Here is a 17,146-nt window from a genome sequence, read left to right as displayed (position 1 = left end):
ATCAGAGCGGCAGCTGGATGCCGCCGCGATTGGTGCCGGCAACCCGGCTGGCCACCTCGTCGTCGGAGGCGTCGTACTGCCGGCCGGCGGTGCGGATCGCCCCGGCGGTCTCCCGCAGCGCCCGGTGCAGCGCCGCCTGGTCCTGTGACCACTGCTGCTTGACCTGCTCGAATGACCGGCCGCCAGCACCGCGCCAGGCCTGCTGCAACACCTGCAGCTCGGCCAGCAGGCCGGTCAGCATGGTCTGCAACGACTGGTCTACCTGCTCGAACTTCGCGGCGGTCTGCTGCATCACCGCGGCTTCTGCCTGGGTCTGGGACACCCGGACGTCACCTCGTCTCCCTGATCGCGCCTTGGCCGTCGACGCGCCCGCCCTGTGAACGCGTCGTTCGCTTGGCCCGGTCGTCGAGCACTGAGACGCGGGTCAGCGATGACTTCGTGGCTGACGGTAGCGGCCTCGTTGCGGTTCTGCTACCCCTCTCGTCTCCCCTGTGGACAACCGCGTGGGCCATCGGTCGCTTACGATGTGCCGCAGCCACGTCGCGGCGCGTGACGGGCCGCCGGAGGGCGGGCGGGCCGCCCGACACGGTCCCCCACTGGTCGAGGAGGCACGGTGCCGGCGATCACCACCGGAGGACCGCACCCGGCGACCCCGGTCGGGTCCGGGCCGAGCGCCGCCCCGCGAGCGGTCGGGCCGGTTGAGCCGGCCAGGTCGGGTCGACCCGCCGAGGTCGGCCGGGACCCCACCGGTCCGCGCGCGCTCCGTCGCCGGTCATCCCTGGCTCACCGGGCCTGGTCCGATCGGCGGGCCGGCGCCGGCGTACGGGCCGGTCAACTGGTCACCGCGCAGGTCGCGGCGGCGCTCGTCCTCACCGCCCTGGGCCGGCCCGCACCCGTCGTCGTCGCGGCCGCGCTGGTGGCCATACTGCTGCTGGCGGTCGCCGGGGTCCGGTTCCGGGGCCGGTGGCTCTTCGAGTGGCTGGGCACCGCGGTCGGGCACCTGACCCGCCGTCGGGCGCTCGCCGGGCCGGCCGGAGCGGCCGAACTGCTCGACCTGGTCGCTCCCGGCACCGTCGTCCGCTCGACCGAGCTGACCGGCGGCCCGGCCGCCGTCCTGGAGGACACGGCGGGCATGGTGGCGCTCCTGGAACTCGGCGACCCCGGCGACCTGCTGGGCGACGTGTCCCGGGCGATCCCCACGCCCGCCGCGTTGCTGCCCCCGGCCGGTTCGGACGTGCCCCCGCTGCGGGTGCAACTGCTGCTCGCCGGGGCACCGGCACCGGTGCCGGCCGCCGGTGGCACGGCCGGCACGTCGTACCGGCAGCTCACCGACGGGCGGCTCGCCGGGCGGGAGCGGGCGGTGGTGGCGATCCGGGTGCTGCGGGTGGACGGGTGGTCGGAGGAAGAGCTACGCCGAGTGCTCGCCGGCACGGTACGGCGCGTCGTCCGCCGGTTCGGATCGCTGACCGCGCGGCCACTCGGCGTACCGGCGGCTTTGCGCGTCCTGGCCGAGTTGGCCCACCACGACGGCCAGCCGGTGCGGGAGTCCTGGCCGACACTGCGCACCGGCACCCTGGTGCAGGCCACCTTCCGGCTGGTGCGGTGGCCGGAGGCCGGCACCACGGGTGGATTGCGGCTGGTGCCCCGGCTGCTCGCGCTGCCGGCGACCGCGACGACAGTGTCGATCACCGCAGGTCCGTCACCGAGCACCGGCGCCGCGCCGACGGAGCTGACCGTGCGGCTGGCCGCCACGACGGCGGCCGAGCTGACCGCGGCTACCGGGGCGCTGCACCGTCTGGTGACCGACCTGGGCGGGGAGCTGCGACGCCTCGACGGCGCACACCTGCCCGGGCTGGCCGCCACGCTGCCGCTGGCGCTCACCGCACCCGGGGCGCGGACACGCATCAAGATGGACGGCTGGGAGCTGACCCTGGGCGACGCGGGGATGATGGTCGGCACGAACCGGCACGGCAGGGCCGTCACCGTGCGGCTCTTCCGGCCGGAGAGCACCCGGGTGCTGCTGGTCGGCGGGGTGCGGGCGGCCCAGTTGGTGACGCTACGCGCACTGGCGCTCGGCGCGCTGGTGGTGGTGCAGACCGCACGGCCACGCGCCTGGGAGCCGTTCGTCCGGGGAGTGGGCGCGCCGGGTGGGACGATTCCGCTGCTCCCACCCGGTCGACAGGTCGCCGAGGGGGTGGGGTCCGCCCTGCGTCCGTTGCTGCTCGTCGTCGATGCCGGGCCGGTGCCGGCCGAGGCCGAGCCGGGTCCGCCGTGGCGGGCCACGCTTGTCGTACGGGACGAGTTGACCCCGGCCGACGTCGACGCGTTGAGCCGGGCCGACCTCGCGTTGCTGCAGCCGCTCGACGACGGCGAGGCCGCGCTGGCCGGCGCCGCGCTGGGGCTGGGCGGCTCGGCCGAGTGGCTGACCCGGATCCGGGACGACATGATCGCCGTGGTCAACCGGCGGGCGCTGCGCTGGGCGCTGCTCTCCCCCACGCCGATCGAGGCGCAGCTGATCGGTCGGCCGGGGCGCGGCTGATCCGCCCGCATGGTCAACTGGCGGGTTACGCCGGTGCGAGGTCCGTGGCACGATCCCCGCCATGGGTTTTCTGAAAGGTCTGCTGATTCGGCTGGCCAGCACAGCGCTGGCATTCTGGCTGGCCACACTTCTCATCCCGGGCATCTCCCTGGAGTCGGACTCCGCCGTCGAGACGGTCACCGCGCTGCTCCTGGTGGCGGTGATCTTCGGCGTGGTCAACGCGGTCCTCCAGCCGGTCATCAAGACCGTCGGGTGTGGCTTCTACCTGCTGACCCTGGGTCTCATCGCGCTCGTGGTGAACGGGCTGCTGTTCCTGCTCACCAGTTGGATCGCCGACCAGGCCGGGTTGCCGTTCACGGTGGACGGTTTCTGGCCGGCCGCGGTGCTCGGCGCACTGTTCGTGAGCATCGTGACCTGGATCCTCGGCGCCGTCCTCGACCGGGACTGACAGTCCACGGGCCGCCGTCGATCCGACCCCACCGAGGCTGTGACCACGGCCGGCCAATGACCAGGATCTGGGAATTGGCCGGTCTGGCCGCCCATCCCGGCGGCTAGCGTCGATGCGTGTTCTCGTTGACTCGCACCGATGGTTACCTGCTCAGCACCGACCCCGACCGACTTGATCTGGCCCGCGTGCATCTCTGGTTGTCCACCGACGCGTACTGGGCACTCGGTCGGGACCGGGAGACCACGGCACGGGCGTTCGCCGGCTCGCTGCCGTTCGGCGTCTACCGACCCGAGGACGACCGGCAGGTGGCGGTGGCCCGGGTGGTCACCGACGGGGCCACCTTCGCGTGGCTCTGCGACGTGTACGTCGACCGCGCCGTCCGGGGCCGCGGGTTGGGCGGCTGGTTGGTCGGCGCGATCCGCGACCACCTGGACGACCTCGGCGTACGCCGGATCCTGCTGATCACGAAGGACGCGCACGAGGTGTACGCGCGGGCGGGCTTCACGCACCTGGACGTGCCGGAGCGGTGGATGCAGCTCGACCGGCGCACGCCGGTGACCCCCGTCACCGGAAAGGAGCAAAGCGACAGTACGCCCCTTACGGTGGAGGGGTGACGCCACTCCGCCTGGGATACCTCTACGGCTTCGGCGCGTACCTGCTCTGGGGCTTCTTTCCGCTCTACTTCAAGCTGCTGCGGCCCGCCGGGCCGCTGGAGGTCCTGGCCCACCGGGTCGTCTGGTCGGTGGTCTTCGTGGCCCTGCTGCTGGCGGCGCTGCGCAACATCGGCTTCCTGCGAGCGCTGGTGCGACGCCCCTGGGCGATGGCCGGGATCGTCGCGGCCGCCGCGTTGATCGCCGTCAACTGGGGCACCTACATCTACGGGGTCAACTCCGACCGGGTGGTCGAGACCGCGCTCGGCTACTTCATCAATCCGCTGGTCGTGGTGCTGCTCGGGGTGACCGTGCTGCGGGAGCGGCTACGCCCGGCACAGTGGCTGGCGCTGGGAATCGGCGCGTCGGCGGTCGTGGTGCTCACCGTGGACTACGGCCGGCTGCCCTGGTTGGCGCTGACGCTGGCGTTCAGTTTCGGCGGCTACGGCCTGGTCAAGAAGCGGCTCGGGCTGCCGCCGGCGGAGGGTCTCTTCGTCGAGTCGGCGGTGCTGGCGCTGCCGGCGTTGGGTTACCTGGCCTGGCTCACCAGCCGCGCACAGTCCACTTTCGGCCACGTCTCGGCCGGGCACACCGCGCTGCTGGTGCTGGCCGGCGCGGCCACGGCGATCCCGCTGCTCCTGTTCGCCGGGGCGACCAACCGGCTGCCCCTGAGCGGTCTCGGCATGATCCAGTATGTGGCGCCGATCCTCCAGCTCGGCTGCGGCGTGCTGATCTTCCACGAGCCGATGCCGCCCGCCCGCCTAGCCGGTTTCGCACTTGTCTGGCTGGCCCTGATCGTCTTCACCGCCGACGCAGTCCAATCCGCCCGCCGCACCCGCGCCAGCGCCGACATCCTCCCCCGCGATCTTGCAGTTTCGGTTGTCGAGATGTCCGCCATGCCCCTTGTGGAAGGACAGAAAGTGCAAGATCGCCGAGGAAAGGGGTGGGCTGGTTAGGGGACGGCGTAGGTGAGGAGGGGGGTGCCGTCGGCTTTTTGGAGTTCCACGCTTATCAGCTCGGCATCGGTGAACCTGGTGGCGCCTGTGAACTGGAGGTCGTCGCCGGGCGCGGCCAGCCAGGAGCCGATCTGCTCGCTGGCGCCACTCGGGCCGCGCGCCACGAGCCGGAACGGGTACGCCTTGCCGTAGCTCGTCCGCGCGTCGTACCCGCAGCGCATGGTCACCTGCGTGCCCCACTTGGTGCCGAGAAGCCCGATGTCGGCGTGCACCGGCCCGGTGCTGGCCACCGGTCGCATGGCGACCATGGACACCTGCGGCGCCGGCGTGCCGCCCTGGACGGCCGGCGGGCCCGGCGGGGCGGGGCGGGGCAGCACCACGGCGGTGCCCACACCGACAAGCAGGGCCAGCCCGGCGGCGGCGAGGGTGGTCAACGCGTAGCGTCGCCGGTCCGTGGCGCGCTCCCGACGCCGGCGACGCCGGGCCTCCTCCAGCAACGCGGGCACCCGGGGTGGGGCCGGTGGCGGCAGGATCTGCTCCAACCCCACCGGGTCGAGCCGCCCGAGCAACCCGGGCAGGACGGCGATCTCGGCGACCGCCTCCCGGCAGGACGCGCAGCCGCCAAGGTGCCGCTCGTAGGCCGCCCGCTCGGCGGGGGCCAGGGCACCCAGCACGTACGCGCCATCGTCGTGCGCGAACTCGCACCGGGTCATCCCGTCACTCCCATCTCAGCCAGGACCAACCGTAGGGACCGCAGCGCGTAGTGGGTGCGGGACTTCACGGTCCCCGGTGGCACGCCCAGTCGGGATGCCGCCTCGGCCACCGACCGTCCCTGGTAGAAGCACTCGACAAGCACTTCCCGGTGGGTCGGGCTGAGCCGGTTGAGCGCCTCGGCGACGGTCCACGCCTCCACCGCCCGCTCGGCCTCGTCGATCACCTCGGGCGGCTCGGGGACGTCGTCGGTGAAGACCTCGCCGACCCTTGTGGAACGCCGCCGCCAGGCGTCGATGGCCAGGTTGCGGGCGGTGGTGAAGAGCCAGGACCGCACCGAACCGCGCCGCGGGTCGAGCGACTCCGGATGTCGCCAGGCCCGCAGCAGCGTCTCCTGCACCAGGTCCTCGGCTCGCTGCCGGTCGCCGTTGACCAGCCGCAGGGCATGCGCGTACAGCGCCTCCGCGTGCTCGTCGTGCAGCGCGCGCAGCAGTTGGGCGTCGTGGTCGCTGATGGCGGTCTCCCTCGCTTCCGGCGCGCGTCCGGCGTTGCGTTCGCTCGGGAATACGTGCGGTCACGCCGATCGGTTCAGCCCGAGGTCAGACCGGTTACGTGCGGTAGCCGCCCCGACAGGTGTTCACGACCGGTTCACATCGTGGCCGACGCGTGCTCACCACGTCCTCCTAGCGTCCGCCTGGTACGCCGCCTGCCGTGCCACCGACTTCTCTGGAGGCTCTCCCATGAGCGACAGTCCCCGGCTGCTCCCGCTGCTGACCGGCAACCGCCATGGCACGCGTGACGCCATGACCTGCCTGTACCGCTGCGGAAACGCCTGTGACCACCCGGTCCCGAACACCTCCGACAACGCGTACTTCGGTGACGTGGTGAACGCGGAGGTCTCGCGGCGCGGCGTGGTCCGGGCCGGCGCGGTCGGCGCGCTGGTCCTCGGCTTCGGCGGCGCGGCTGCCGGCGCGGCCCCGGCCCTGGCGGCCCCCGCCACCCCGGACGTCCCGGAGTCCTTCGGTTTCGGCCGTCCCAGCACCGGGGTCGGCAACGGCGCGCTGACCTTCAAGCCGATCCCACCGAACAAGCTGGACACCCTTGTCGTCCCGAACGGCTACGACCACGCCGTGGTGATCAAATGGGGTGACCCGGTGCTGCCGGGCGCGCCGGAGTTCGACGTGCACCACCAGACCGCCGCGGCGCAGTCCCGGCAGTTCGGTTACAACAACGACTTCGTGGGCGTGCTGCCGCTGGACAAGCAGGGCCGGCGCGCACTGCTCGTGGTCAACCACGAGTACACGAACGAGGACCTGATGTTCCCGGGCTTCCCCGGCCTGGACGGGCTCTCCGTCGAGCAGCTCCGCACCGCGATGGCCGCGCACGGCATGTCGGTGGTGGAGGTGGAGCGGGTCGCGGGCACCGGGCAGTGGAAGCCGGTCGACGCCGGCCGCCGACCGTACAACCGGCGGGTCACCGCGCTCAGCACCAGGTTCGACCTGACCGGCCCGGCCGCCGGCTCGGCCTGGCTGAGGACAGCCGCCGACCCCAAGGGTCGTACGGTCGTCGGCACGCTCAACAACTGCGCCGGTGGCGTGACCCCGTGGGGCACGGTGCTCTCCGGTGAGGAGAACTTCAACCAGTACTTCGTGGGCGCCGACGCCGCGCCGGCCGAGCTGAAGCCGAAGCTGGACCGCTACGGCATCGGCACCGCGAGCCGCTACCCCAGCGGCAGCCGCAAGTGGGAGCGCGCCGACGAGCGCTTCGACCTGGCCAAGCACCCCAACGAGGCGCACCGGTTCGGCTGGATCGTCGAGATCGACCCGTTCGACCCGGAGAGCCGCCCGCGCAAGCACACCGCGATGGGCCGGTTCAAGCACGAGGGCGCGAACGTGATCGTCGCGAAGGACGGCCACGTGGTCGCGTACATGGGCGACGACGAGCGGTTCGACTACCTCTACAAGTTCGTCTCGGACCAGAAGTTCCTGAAGGGCAACTCCTGGGCTGCCCGCAAGCACAACCTGAGCCTGCTGGAGTCCGGCACGCTCTACGTGGCGAAGCTCGACCAGACCAGCGCCGCCGAGATCGACGGCTCGGGCCAGCTCCCCACCGACGGCGCGTTCAACGGCCGGGGGCGCTGGATCAAGCTGGTCAGCGGCAACCGGTCGTTCGTCGACGGGATGACCGCCGCGGACGTGCTCACCTTCACCCGGCTCGCCGGCGACAGGGTCGGCGCGACCAAGATGGACCGCCCCGAGGACGTGGAGCCGAGCCAGCTCACCGGCAAGGTGTACGTGGCGCTCACCAACAACACCGACCGCGGCAAGGCCGGCAAGGCCGCGGCGGACGAGGCCAACCCGCGCAACGCCAACAAGCACGGGCAGATCCTGGAGCTGGTCGAGGACCGCAACGACAACACCGCGGAGACCTTCGCCTGGTCGCTGCCGATCGTCTGCGGCGACCCGACCGACCCGTCGACATTCTTCGCCGGGTACGACAAGACCAGGGTCTCCCCCATCTCCTGCCCGGACAACGTCGCCTTCGACGCCACCGGCAACCTGTGGATCTCCACCGACGGTAACGCGCTGGGCAGCAACGACGGTCTGTTCGCCACCGCCGTCGAGGGCCCGGAGCGGGGTCATCTCAAGCAGTTCCTGACCGTGCCACTCGGCGCGGAGACCTGCGGGCCGTTCATCACCGGCGACAACCGCTCGGTCTTCGTCGCCGTGCAGCACCCGGGTGAGATCACCGGCGCCTCGGTGGAGAACCCGGCCTCGAACTGGCCCGACGGCGACTACGCCAAGCCGGGCGTGGTGGTCACCTGGCGTCTCGACGGCGGCCCGGTGGGCAGCTGACGGTGCCGCCACGGTCGGTGGACCGCTGAACGTCACCCCAGGGCGGGTCCGGCGCTGGACCGCCCCGAGAGGCCCTCTCCCAGCCCGGGAGAGGGCCTCTCGCCGTCCTTCGGGGGTCAGGCGTCGGCGGCGATGCCGTCGGCGACGCTGCGGGCGACAGTGAGCAGCTTGGCGCGGACCACCCGGGCGGAGGTCATCATCTCGCTGGCCGGCATCGCACAGGCCAGGACGACGCGGCGTTCCATGTCCTTGTCCGGTGCGACGAGCACCGCCGCACACGCCACCCCCTGGCGGAACTGCCCCATCTCCAACTGCATGCCCCGCCGGTCACCGGCGGCCAGGTCGGCCTCGAACGCCTCGGTGGTGGTGAGTGTGGCGCTTGTGAACGGGCGCATGCCGTACTCCCGCAGGTAGCGGTAGCGCTGATCGGCGGTCAGGGTGGCCAGCAGTGACTTGCCGAGAGCCGTCGCGTGCGCCCCCTCGTCGAAGCCGGGGACCAGATCCTCCAGGTAGGGCGAGCGGTGCCCCTCGGCGACCGCCGTGAGGGCCACCTGCCCGCCGACGAAGCGACCCAGGAAGTGGCTGTAGCCGGTGTCCAGAGCGGCCCGCCGTAGCGTCTCACCGACCACCGGGGGGCCCCGGAACGCCGTCACCAACTCCCGGTAGCGGTCGGCCACCTCCAACCCCACGATGTACGTGCCGTCCTCGCGACGGATCACGTAACCCTCGTAGGCGAGCGTGCGGACCAGGTGGTAGGTGGTGGCCACGGTCAGCTCGCACCGCCGGGCGATCTGCTTGACGGTCAGGCCTTTCGGGGCACGACCGACCGACTCCAGCACCCGCAGCGCTCGGGAGACGCTGCGAATGAGGTCCGAAGGTTCTGCCAAGGGGTCGCGCACAACCACCTCCGCCGCCGGGGACTTACACCATATGAAATACAGGCCCACTGCGAAATGCCTGTTCGGGTGGAGGATGCCAGATCATCACCCACAGCGTGTACCCCGGTGGTCACCAAGAGTGGCCCGAGCTGGGTTCACGTATTTTTGCCGGACGATGACCAACACCGTCTCCACCCCCCACCAGACCATCGCCCGACCCCACCCGGTCCGGGCCAGCGCCGCTGCGGTCGTCACCACAGTGGCCTGCGTCCTGCCCGTCTTCCTGCTCGGCGGCCTCGCCGTGCAGATGGGCGCGGACCTCGGCTTCTCCCCGGCCGGCCTCGGCCTGGCCGTGGCCGTCTACTTCGGCGTCAGCGCGCTGGCCTCGGTACCCTCCGGCCGGCTGGTCGAGCGGTACGGGCCGACCCTGGTGGCCCGCTGCGGCATCGTGCTGGCCGCCGGGTCGATGCTGGCCGTGGCGGCCCTCGCCCGGTCGTTTCCGATGCTTGTCGGCCTGCTGGCGCTCAGCGCCGCCGCGAACGCCCTCGGCCAGTTGGCCAGCAACGCGGCGTTGGCCCAGCACGTGCCGGCCCGACGGCAAGGGTTGTCGTTCGGTGTCAAGCAGGCCGCCATCCCCGCCTCCACCCTGCTGGCCGGGGCGGCGGTGCCCACCTTCGCGCTCACCATCGGGTGGCGCTGGGCGTTCGTGGCCGCCGCCGTGGCCGCGCTGACGACGCTGCCGGCCGTACCCCGGCAGTTGCCCGGCACGGCGCGGCGGGCCGGCGCGGCACGCGCGGGCCGGGCGACGGTGGCGCTCGTGGTGATCGGCGCGGCGGCGACGTTGGCCGCCGCCGCCGCGAACACGCTCGGCACCTTCCTGGTGGACTCCAGTGCGGCGCGGGGCCTCTCGCCCGGCCTCGCCGGCCTCACCCTGACCCTGGGCGGCGCGGTCTGCATGGTGGCCCGGGTGGGGGTCGGCTGGTTCGCCGATCGGCGCGGCAGCGGTCACGTCGCCCTCATCGCCGCGATGCTGGTCGTCGGTGCGGCCGGGTTGGCACTGCTCGCGTCGGCCGGCTCGGTGCCGCTGGTGGCCGGTGTGGTGCTCGGCTTCGGCCTGGGTTGGGCCTGGCCCGGCCTGATGAACTTCGCGGTGGTCCGGCTCCATCCGCAGTCACCGGCGACCGCCACGTCGATCACCCAGACCGGGGTGTACGCGGGCGGCTGTCTCGGCCCGCTGAGCCTCGGACCGCTCGCCGCCCACCTCGGCTACTCCGTCATGTGGACCACGGCGGCGGTGGCGATGGTGCTCGCCGCCGCCCTCATGCTCGTCGGCGGTCGCCTGCTGACCCGCACCGACCCTGCCCGCGCCGCCCCGCCCACCCCCCGGTGATCATGACGTTATCGTCGGATCACACGGCGTGTCGTGGCAATAACCTCATGATCACCGCCGAGGTGCGGGGGTGCGGGGGTGCGGGGGTCAGCCGGTGCGGTCGGCGATGTAGTCGCAGAGGGATTCGAGGGCCTGGCGGGACGGGCCCTGCGGGAGCGGGGCCAGGCGCGCGCGGGCGTCCTCCGCGTAACTGCGAACGGTCTCCCGTGCGCGCTTGAGCGCCGGGCTCTCCCGCAGCAGGCCCAACGCCTCCGCGTGCAGCGCGTCGTCGGTCAGTGGGCCGGTCGCCAGGATCTCCCGCAGCCGCACCGAGGACGCGTCGGTGTCGTCCGCCGCGCGAGCGTAGAGCACCGGCAACGTCGGAACACCCTCGCGCAGGTCCGTGCCGGGCGTCTTGCCCGACTGACCCGACTCGGAGGCGATGTCCAGCAGGTCGTCGGAGAGCTGGAAGGCGACGCCGATCGTCTCGCCGTAACCGGCGAGGGCATCCACGTGCTCAGCGGGCGCACCACCGAACATCCCGCCGAACCGGGCCGACGTGGCGATGAGCGAGCCGGTCTTCTCGGCGATCACGTGCAGGTAGTGGGTCACCGGATCGTCGTCGACCCGTGGACCGACGGTCTCCGCGATCTGACCGTGCACCAGCCGGGCGAAGGTGCGGGCCTGCAACCGGACCGCCTCCGGGCCCAGATCGGCGGCGATGTCCGCCGCCCGGGCGAAGAGATAGTCGCCGACCAGGATGGCGACCGAGTTGGTCCAGCGGGAGTTCGCACTCGGCGCACCCCGGCGGACGGCGGCCTCGTCCATCACGTCGTCGTGGTAGAGGGTGGCGAGGTGAGTGAGCTCCATCACCACGGCGGCCGGGACCACCTGCGCGCCACCGGGGTCACCGAACTGGGCGCCGAGCGCCACCAGCAGCGGCCGGAAGCGCTTCCCGCCGGCCTCCAACAGGTGCCGGGCAGCCTCGGTGACGAACGGGTCGGCGCTTGCCACACTTGCCCGCAACTCGACCTCGACCGTGTCGAGCACACCCAGCACCGACGCCTCGACGCGGGGATCGGCGAGATGGAGGCCGAGCGCGCCGAACTGACTCGTGCTCGCCCGACCCCGCCGACCGCCGGAGCCGGTGGAACCTGAACGCTCGCCCGCCGGATTCACCACGCCATCAACCATGCCACACCCGTTCTACCTGCTCCGGGCCGGGGATACGCACCGGGGGCCGACGCGTGAACACGCGCCAACCCCCGGTGATCGATCCCTCGGTCATCGAACGAATTCGGCAGCTCCGGTCGCCAGATCGAGCAGCGGCGCCGGTGCGACGCCCAGCACCAGGGTCGCCAGCACACCGATCATCAACGCGGCGGAGGTCAGCCCACCGGGCACGGTGACGGTCGGGGTGGACTCGCCCGGCTCGGACAGCCACATCATCACCACGACCCGCAGGTACGGGAACGCCAGCACCATGCTGGTCAGCACGCCGGCGATCACCAGCCAGGTCTGACCACCCTCCAACGCCGGCCCGAAGACCGCGAACTTGCTCATGAAGCCGCTGGTCAGTGGGATACCCGCGAAGGCCAGCAGGATGAAGGTGAACAGGGCGGCGAAGAACGGCGAGCGGCGGCCCAGCCCGGCCCACCGGGACAGGTGGGTGGCCTCCCCGTCGGCGTCGCGCACCAGGGTCACCACCGCGAACGCGGCCAGCACCGAGAAGCCGTACGCGACCAGGTAGAACATCGTGCCGGCCAACCCGTCGCGGCTCGGCGCCAGCACACCGACCAGCAGGTAGCCGGCGTTGGCGATCGAGGAGTACGCGAGCAGCCGCTTGATGTCGGTCTGGGTGACCGCGAGCACCGCGCCGACGAGCATGGTCAGCACCGCCACCACACCGAGGATCGGAGTGAAGTCCCAGTTGGCGTCGGCGAACGCGACGTGGAAGACACGCAGCAGGGCGCCGAACGCGGCGACCTTGGTGCAGGCCGCCATGAAGCCGGTGACCGGGGTCGGCGCGCCCTGGTAGACGTCCGGGGTCCAGACGTGGAACGGCGCCGCCGCGGCCTTGAAGAGCAGGCCGATGGCGAGCAGCGCCATGCCGGCGAAGAGCAGCACCCGGCTGGCCGGCGACTCGCTCACCGCCGCGTTGATGGTGGCGAAGTCGACGCCTGCCACCCGGCCCGGCATACCGGCGGTGAAGCCGTAGATCAGGGCCACGCCGAACAGGAAGAAGGCGGAGGCGTACGCGCCGAGCAGGAAGTACTTCATCGCGGCCTCCTGGCTCAGCAGGCGGCGGCGACGGGCCAGCGCGCAGAGCAGGTAGAGCGGCAGGGAGAAGACTTCCAGCGCGATGAACATGGTCAGCAGGTCGTTCGCCGCCACGAAGATCAGCATGCCGCCGATCGCGAACGTGGTCAGCGGGTAGACCTCGGTGAGGCCGTTGCGCCCCTCGGCCTGCCGCCGGTCGTCGGCCGACTCGGCGGTCACCGCGGCCTGGGCGACGAACGCCCCACCCAGCTCGACCGAGCGGTCACCGATCAGCAGCAGCGCCATCGCGGCCAGCACCAGGATCGCGCCCTGGAGGAACAGCGTCGGGCCGTCGATCGCGAGGGCCTGGCCGGCGGTGATCATCCGCTCGTCGGCGTTGAGCACCACCATGGTCAACGCCGCGAGCACCGCCAACAGCGCCAACGTCAACTGCACGACGTGCCGCCAGCGCCGGGGCACGAAGGCCTCGACGAGCACGCCGAGCAGGGCGGTGCCCAGCATGATCAGGATCGGGGAGAGCGCCGCGTAGTCGATCGACGGCAGTTTGAAATCGGTCACTTTGCCGCCTCCTGGACGGTGCCGACCGACGGGGCCGGGTCGGTTCTGCCGATGTCGTCCATGGTCGCCTGGACGGCCGGGTTGATCACGTCAGTGACCGGCTTGGGGAAGAAGCCGAGCAGCACGATCAGGGCGATCAGCGGAGCGACCACGACCTTCTCGCGCAGGTTGAGGTCCCGGCGCATGCCGTCGACCTCGGTGAGCGTCGGGTTGAGAGTGCCCTGGGTGGTGCGCTGCACCATCCACAGCACGTACGCGGCGGCCAGGATGATGCCGAGCGTAGCGATGATCGCGACCGGCTTGTTCACCGTGAAGGTGCCGATCAGCACCAGGAACTCGGAGATGAACGGCGCCGTACCGGGCAGCGCGAGCGAGGCGAGACCGGCGAAGAAGAGCACCCCGGCAAGCACCGGGACCAGCTTGCCGGCGCCACCGAAGTCGCTGATCAGCGCGGAACCACGACGGGAGATCAGCATGCCCACCACCAGGAACAGCAGGCCGGTGGCCAGACCGTGGTTGAGCATGTAGAGCACCGCCCCGGTGCCGGCCTGGGTGGTGAAGGCGAAGATACCCACTCCGATGAAGCCGAAGTGCGCGATCGAGGTGTACGACACCAGCCGCTTGAGGTCGTTCTGACCGACCGCCAGCAGCGCGGCGTAGACGATGCCGATCACGCCCAACGCCAGCGCCCACGGCGCGAACCACTTCGACGCCTCGGGGAACAGCGGCAGGCAGTAACGCAGGATGCCGAACGTGCCGACCTTGTCCAGCACACCGACGAGCAGGGCCGCGGCACCGGCCGGGGCCGCGCCACCGGCGTCCGGCAACCAGGTGTGGAACGGGAAGAACGGCGCCTTGATGGCGAACGCGAGGAAGAAGCCGAGGAACAGCCACCGCCCGGTGCCGGTGCTGATGTCGACCTCCGACAGCTTCTGCCAGTCGAAGGTCTTGCCGCCGGCCACCCACAAACCGATCACGGCGGCCAGCATGAACAGACCGCCGACGAGCGAGTAGAGGAAGAACTTCACCGCCGCGTACTGCCGCTGGTGGCCGCCGTAGCTGCCGATCAGGAAGTACATCGGCACGAGCATGACCTCGAAGAACACGTAGAACAGGAAGACGTCGGCGGCCGCGAAGACACCGATCATCGTGCATTCGAGGACCAGCAGCAACGCGAAGTAGACGGGCACCGACCGCTTGGAGGACTCGGCGTCGTGCCAGGAGGCCAGGATCACCAGCGGCACCAGCACCGCGATCAGCATCAGCATCACCAACGCGATGCCGTCGGCGGCGAAGGTGAAGCTGACGCCCCAGTCCGGGATCCACGAGTACGACTCGCGGAACTGGAACCGGTTACCACCGGCGTTGAAGCTGACCCACATCGCCACCGAGAGCGCCAGCACCAGCAGCGACCAGACGAACGCCACCTGCTTGGCCAGCTCCGGCCGATGGCGCGGCAGGAAGGCCACCACCAGGGCGCCCACCAGTGGCGCCACGGTGAGCACCGAGAGGAACGGGAAGTTGGACATTATGCGGCCTTACCTCCGTCGTCACTGCGTGGTCCGCCGGCGGGGGCGGCCGGGAACAGGTCGATCACGCCAACCACCCCGCCTGCACCGCCAGGAACGCCGCCATCACCAGCAGCGCGCCGGCCAGGATCGAGGTGGCGTACGAGCGGACGAAGCCGGTCTGCATCCGCCGGAGCCGACCCGAGCCACCGCCGACCGCTGCGGCGAGCCCGTTGACCAGACCGTCGATACCCCGGTTGTCGAGGTAGACGAGCGCCCGGGTGAGGAAGATGCCCGGCTTCTCGAAGACCGCCTCGTTCACCGCGTCCGCGTACAGGTTGCGTCGTGCGGCGGTGACCAGCACCCCGGCCGGCTGCGGTGCGGTGGCCGTACCGGCCCGGAACAGGAACCAGGCCAGCCCCGCGCCGAGCACGGTCACCAGCAGCGACAGCGTCGTGATCACGGCGTGCGAGAGGACCGCCTCGTGCTCGGCGTGCTCGCCGCCCAGGCCGGCGGTCGCCGTCAGCCAGTCCGGCACCGAGGTGGAGAGCAGGAAACCGGCGCCGACCGAACCGGCCGCCAGCAGGATCAGCGGGATGGTCATCAGCTTCGGCGACTCGTGCGGGTGCTCGATGTCCTCGGTCCAGCGCTTCGGACCGTGGAAGGTGAGCACGAACAGCCGGGTCATGTAGAACGCGGTGAGCCCCGCGCCGAGCAGCGCCGCCCCGCCGAAGAGCCAGGCGGTCCAGTCCGCCCGCTCGAAGGCGGCCACGATGATCGGCTCCTTGGAGAAGAAGCCGGAGAACGGGAACATGCCGATGATGGCGAGCCAGCCCATCATGAAGGTCAACCAGGTGACCTTCATGTACGTCGACAGCCCGCCGAAGCGGCGGATGTCGACCTGGTCCTTCATCCCGTGCATCACCGAGCCGGCGCCCAGGAACATGTTGGCCTTGAAGAACCCGTGCGCCAGCAGGTGCACGATGGCCAGCGCGTACGCCCCGCCGCCCAGGCCGACGCCGAGGAACATGTAGCCGATCTGGCTCACCGTCGACCAGGCGAGCACCCGCTTGATGTCGTCCTTGGCCGCGCCGATGATGCAGCCCATCAGCAGGGTGAGCGCGCCGACGCTTACCACCACGAGCTGGAGCGTCGAGTTGGCGGAGAAGACCGGGTTGGACCGGGCGATCAGGTAGACGCCCGCGGTGACCATGGTGGCGGCGTGGATGAGCGCCGACACCGGAGTGGGGCCCTCCATCGCGTCCGGCAACCACGCCTGCAGCGGGAACTGACCGGACTTGCCGGCCGCGCCGAGCAGCAGCAACAGACCGAGCACCAGCACCGTGGTGCTCGTCATCGCGCCGACGCCGTTGAACACCTCGTCGTACTGGGTGGTGCCCAGGGTGGCGAACATGATGAAGATGCCGATGGCCAGGCCGGCGTCGCCGACCCGGTTCATCAGGAACGCCTTCTTGCCGGCGGTGGCCGCGCTCGGCCGCCCGTACCAGAAGGAGATCAGCAGGTACGACGCCAGACCGACGCCCTCCCAGCCGAAGTACAACATCACGTAGTTGTTGCCCAGCACCAGCAGCAGCATCGCCGCGACGAACAGGTTGAAGTACGCGAAGAACCGGCGACGGCCCGCGTCGTGCGCCATGTACTCCACCGCGTACAGGTGGATCAGGAAGCCCACCCCGGTGATCAGCAGCACGAAGACCGCGGCCAGCGGGTCGAACAGCAGGCCGAAGTCGACCTGCAGATTACCGACCGCGATGAAGTCCCAGAGGCTCAGCTCGACCGACTTGTTCTCCAGGCCGCGAAGCTGGAAGAAGAACGTCAGGCCGAGCACGAACGCGGCACCGATGGCGGCGACGCCCAACCAGTGCCCCCAGCGGTCGGCCCGGCGGCCGAGTAGCAGCAGGACGGCCGCGCTGAGCAGCGGGATCGCCACCAGCAGCCAGACGCTCCCGAGCAGCCCCGTGGCCTGGGCGTATTCCACAGTCTCTTCCACCGGTGGACCCCTCTAGTACTTGAGCAGGTTGGCGTCGTCGACACTCGCCGAGCGTCGCGTCCGGAAGATGGACATGATGATCGCGAGTCCGACCACGACCTCGGCCGCCGCCACCACCATCACGAAGAACGCCATGATCTGACCGTTGAGGTCACCGTTGATCCGGCTGAAGGTGACCAGCGTCAGGTTGGCCGCGTTGAGCATCAGCTCCACGCACATGAACAGCACGATCGCGTTGCGCCGGATCAGCACCCCGGCGGCGCCGATGGTGAAGAGCACCGCGGCGAGCACGAGGTAGTAGGTCGGCTCGACCGAGAAGAACGATCCCATTACGTGGTTTGCCTTCCGTTCGCGACTGCGGGGCTCCGCTTCGCTGCACTCCT

15 protein-coding genes are annotated in these 17,146 nt (G+C 71.0%); 6 read left to right on the top strand and 9 right to left on the bottom strand.

The window, feature by feature from the left end:
- Nucleotide 1: 1 nt before the first annotated feature.
- On the bottom strand, nt 2–322 hold the full coding sequence (locus ACLQ29_RS08545) for a WXG100 family type VII secretion target (protein WP_393365630.1): 321 nt from the start codon (nt 320–322) through the stop codon (nt 2–4).
- A gap of 291 nt (nt 323–613) precedes the next feature.
- Between ACLQ29_RS08545 and eccE the strand changes: the two genes are divergently transcribed.
- The 4 genes from eccE to rarD all read left to right on the top strand — a co-directional run bounded on the left by eccE (nt 614) and on the right by rarD (nt 4,593).
- A complete protein-coding gene (gene eccE, locus ACLQ29_RS08540) occupies nt 614–2,539 on the top strand; it encodes a type VII secretion protein EccE (protein WP_425771079.1) in 1,926 nt (641 codons plus the stop codon).
- A gap of 61 nt (nt 2,540–2,600) precedes the next feature.
- A complete protein-coding gene (locus ACLQ29_RS08535) occupies nt 2,601–2,987 on the top strand; it encodes a phage holin family protein (RefSeq protein WP_357251549.1) in 387 nt (128 codons plus the stop codon).
- Between the two features lie 116 nt (nt 2,988–3,103).
- Entirely contained in the window at nt 3,104–3,601 is a 498-nt protein-coding gene (locus ACLQ29_RS08530) for a GNAT family N-acetyltransferase (RefSeq protein ID WP_425771078.1), read from the top strand.
- Nucleotides 3,598–4,593 carry an EamA family transporter RarD gene (gene rarD, locus ACLQ29_RS08525; RefSeq protein ID WP_425771077.1) on the top strand — a complete coding sequence of 332 codons (996 nt, stop codon included), beginning with the start codon at nt 3,598–3,600 and terminating at the stop codon, nt 4,591–4,593. The genes ACLQ29_RS08530 and rarD overlap by 4 nt, the downstream gene beginning before the upstream one ends.
- On the opposite strand, the gene ACLQ29_RS08520 is transcribed toward rarD, so the two are convergent.
- Nucleotides 4,590–5,306 (bottom strand): anti-sigma factor family protein, encoded by a 717-nt coding sequence (locus ACLQ29_RS08520; RefSeq protein WP_425771076.1) that lies wholly within the window; start codon nt 5,304–5,306, stop codon nt 4,590–4,592. The two genes, rarD and ACLQ29_RS08520, sit on opposite strands and share 4 nt — an antisense overlap.
- Nucleotides 5,303–5,797: a sigma-70 family RNA polymerase sigma factor gene (locus ACLQ29_RS08515; protein ID WP_425771250.1), complete on the bottom strand. Its 495-nt coding sequence runs from the start codon at nt 5,795–5,797 to the stop codon at nt 5,303–5,305. The genes ACLQ29_RS08520 and ACLQ29_RS08515 overlap by 4 nt, the downstream gene beginning before the upstream one ends.
- Before the next feature lie 247 nt (nt 5,798–6,044).
- Between ACLQ29_RS08515 and ACLQ29_RS08510 the strand changes: the two genes are divergently transcribed.
- Nucleotides 6,045–8,159 carry a PhoX family protein gene (locus tag ACLQ29_RS08510; protein WP_425771075.1) on the top strand — a complete coding sequence of 705 codons (2,115 nt, stop codon included), beginning with the start codon at nt 6,045–6,047 and terminating at the stop codon, nt 8,157–8,159.
- Nucleotides 8,160–8,275: 116 nt separating this feature from the next.
- On the opposite strand, the gene ACLQ29_RS08505 is transcribed toward ACLQ29_RS08510, so the two are convergent.
- Nucleotides 8,276–9,058, bottom strand: coding sequence for an IclR family transcriptional regulator (locus ACLQ29_RS08505; protein ID WP_393365618.1), 783 nt, complete (start codon nt 9,056–9,058; stop codon nt 8,276–8,278).
- Nucleotides 9,059–9,212: 154 nt separating this feature from the next.
- On the opposite strand from ACLQ29_RS08505, the gene ACLQ29_RS08500 reads away from it, so the two are divergent.
- Nucleotides 9,213–10,427 (top strand): MFS transporter, encoded by a 1,215-nt coding sequence (locus ACLQ29_RS08500; protein WP_425771074.1) that lies wholly within the window; start codon nt 9,213–9,215, stop codon nt 10,425–10,427.
- Nucleotides 10,428–10,514: 87 nt separating this feature from the next.
- Here the strand turns inward: ACLQ29_RS08500 and ACLQ29_RS08495 are convergent, their stop codons facing one another.
- From ACLQ29_RS08495 to nuoK, 5 genes are all read right to left on the bottom strand, one after another.
- The gene (locus ACLQ29_RS08495) at nt 10,515–11,600 is read right to left on the bottom strand and encodes a polyprenyl synthetase family protein (protein WP_425771073.1); all 1,086 of its coding nucleotides are present in this window, start codon (nt 11,598–11,600) and stop codon (nt 10,515–10,517) included.
- Nucleotides 11,601–11,690: 90 nt separating this feature from the next.
- Nucleotides 11,691–13,244 carry an NADH-quinone oxidoreductase subunit NuoN gene (nuoN, locus tag ACLQ29_RS08490; RefSeq protein ID WP_393365614.1) on the bottom strand — a complete coding sequence of 518 codons (1,554 nt, stop codon included), beginning with the start codon at nt 13,242–13,244 and terminating at the stop codon, nt 11,691–11,693.
- Nucleotides 13,241–14,773: an NADH-quinone oxidoreductase subunit M gene (locus ACLQ29_RS08485; RefSeq protein WP_425771072.1), complete on the bottom strand. Its 1,533-nt coding sequence runs from the start codon at nt 14,771–14,773 to the stop codon at nt 13,241–13,243. The genes nuoN and ACLQ29_RS08485 overlap by 4 nt, the downstream gene beginning before the upstream one ends.
- Before the next feature lie 64 nt (nt 14,774–14,837).
- Nucleotides 14,838–16,763: an NADH-quinone oxidoreductase subunit L gene (gene nuoL, locus ACLQ29_RS08480; protein ID WP_425771071.1), complete on the bottom strand. Its 1,926-nt coding sequence runs from the start codon at nt 16,761–16,763 to the stop codon at nt 14,838–14,840.
- 12 nt (nt 16,764–16,775) lie between these two features.
- Nucleotides 16,776–17,093 carry an NADH-quinone oxidoreductase subunit NuoK gene (gene nuoK / locus ACLQ29_RS08475; protein ID WP_238684800.1) on the bottom strand — a complete coding sequence of 106 codons (318 nt, stop codon included), beginning with the start codon at nt 17,091–17,093 and terminating at the stop codon, nt 16,776–16,778.
- Nucleotides 17,094–17,146: the final 53 nt, after the last annotated feature.

This window comes from Micromonospora sp. DT228 (assembly GCF_049841595.1).
GTDB lineage: Bacteria > Actinomycetota > Actinomycetes > Mycobacteriales > Micromonosporaceae > Micromonospora.
The sequence above is the reverse complement of the archived record's forward strand: the minus strand, read 5'-3'. Positions and strand labels throughout refer to the sequence as shown.

Coding starts and splice junctions, on each gene's coding strand:
- ACLQ29_RS08510 (WP_425771075.1), top strand. CDS start 6,045: ATGAGCGACAGTCCCCGGCTGCTCCCGCTGCTGACCGGCAACCGCCAT.
- ACLQ29_RS08495 (WP_425771073.1), bottom strand. CDS start 11,600: ATGGTTGATGGCGTGGTGAATCCGGCGGGCGAGCGTTCAGGTTCCACC.
- nuoK (WP_238684800.1), bottom strand. CDS start 17,093: ATGGGATCGTTCTTCTCGGTCGAGCCGACCTACTACCTCGTGCTCGCC.
- ACLQ29_RS08535 (WP_357251549.1), top strand. CDS start 2,601: ATGGGTTTTCTGAAAGGTCTGCTGATTCGGCTGGCCAGCACAGCGCTG.
- ACLQ29_RS08500 (WP_425771074.1), top strand. CDS start 9,213: ATGACCAACACCGTCTCCACCCCCCACCAGACCATCGCCCGACCCCAC.
- ACLQ29_RS08520 (WP_425771076.1), bottom strand. CDS start 5,306: ATGACCCGGTGCGAGTTCGCGCACGACGATGGCGCGTACGTGCTGGGT.
- ACLQ29_RS08485 (WP_425771072.1), bottom strand. CDS start 14,773: ATGTCCAACTTCCCGTTCCTCTCGGTGCTCACCGTGGCGCCACTGGTG.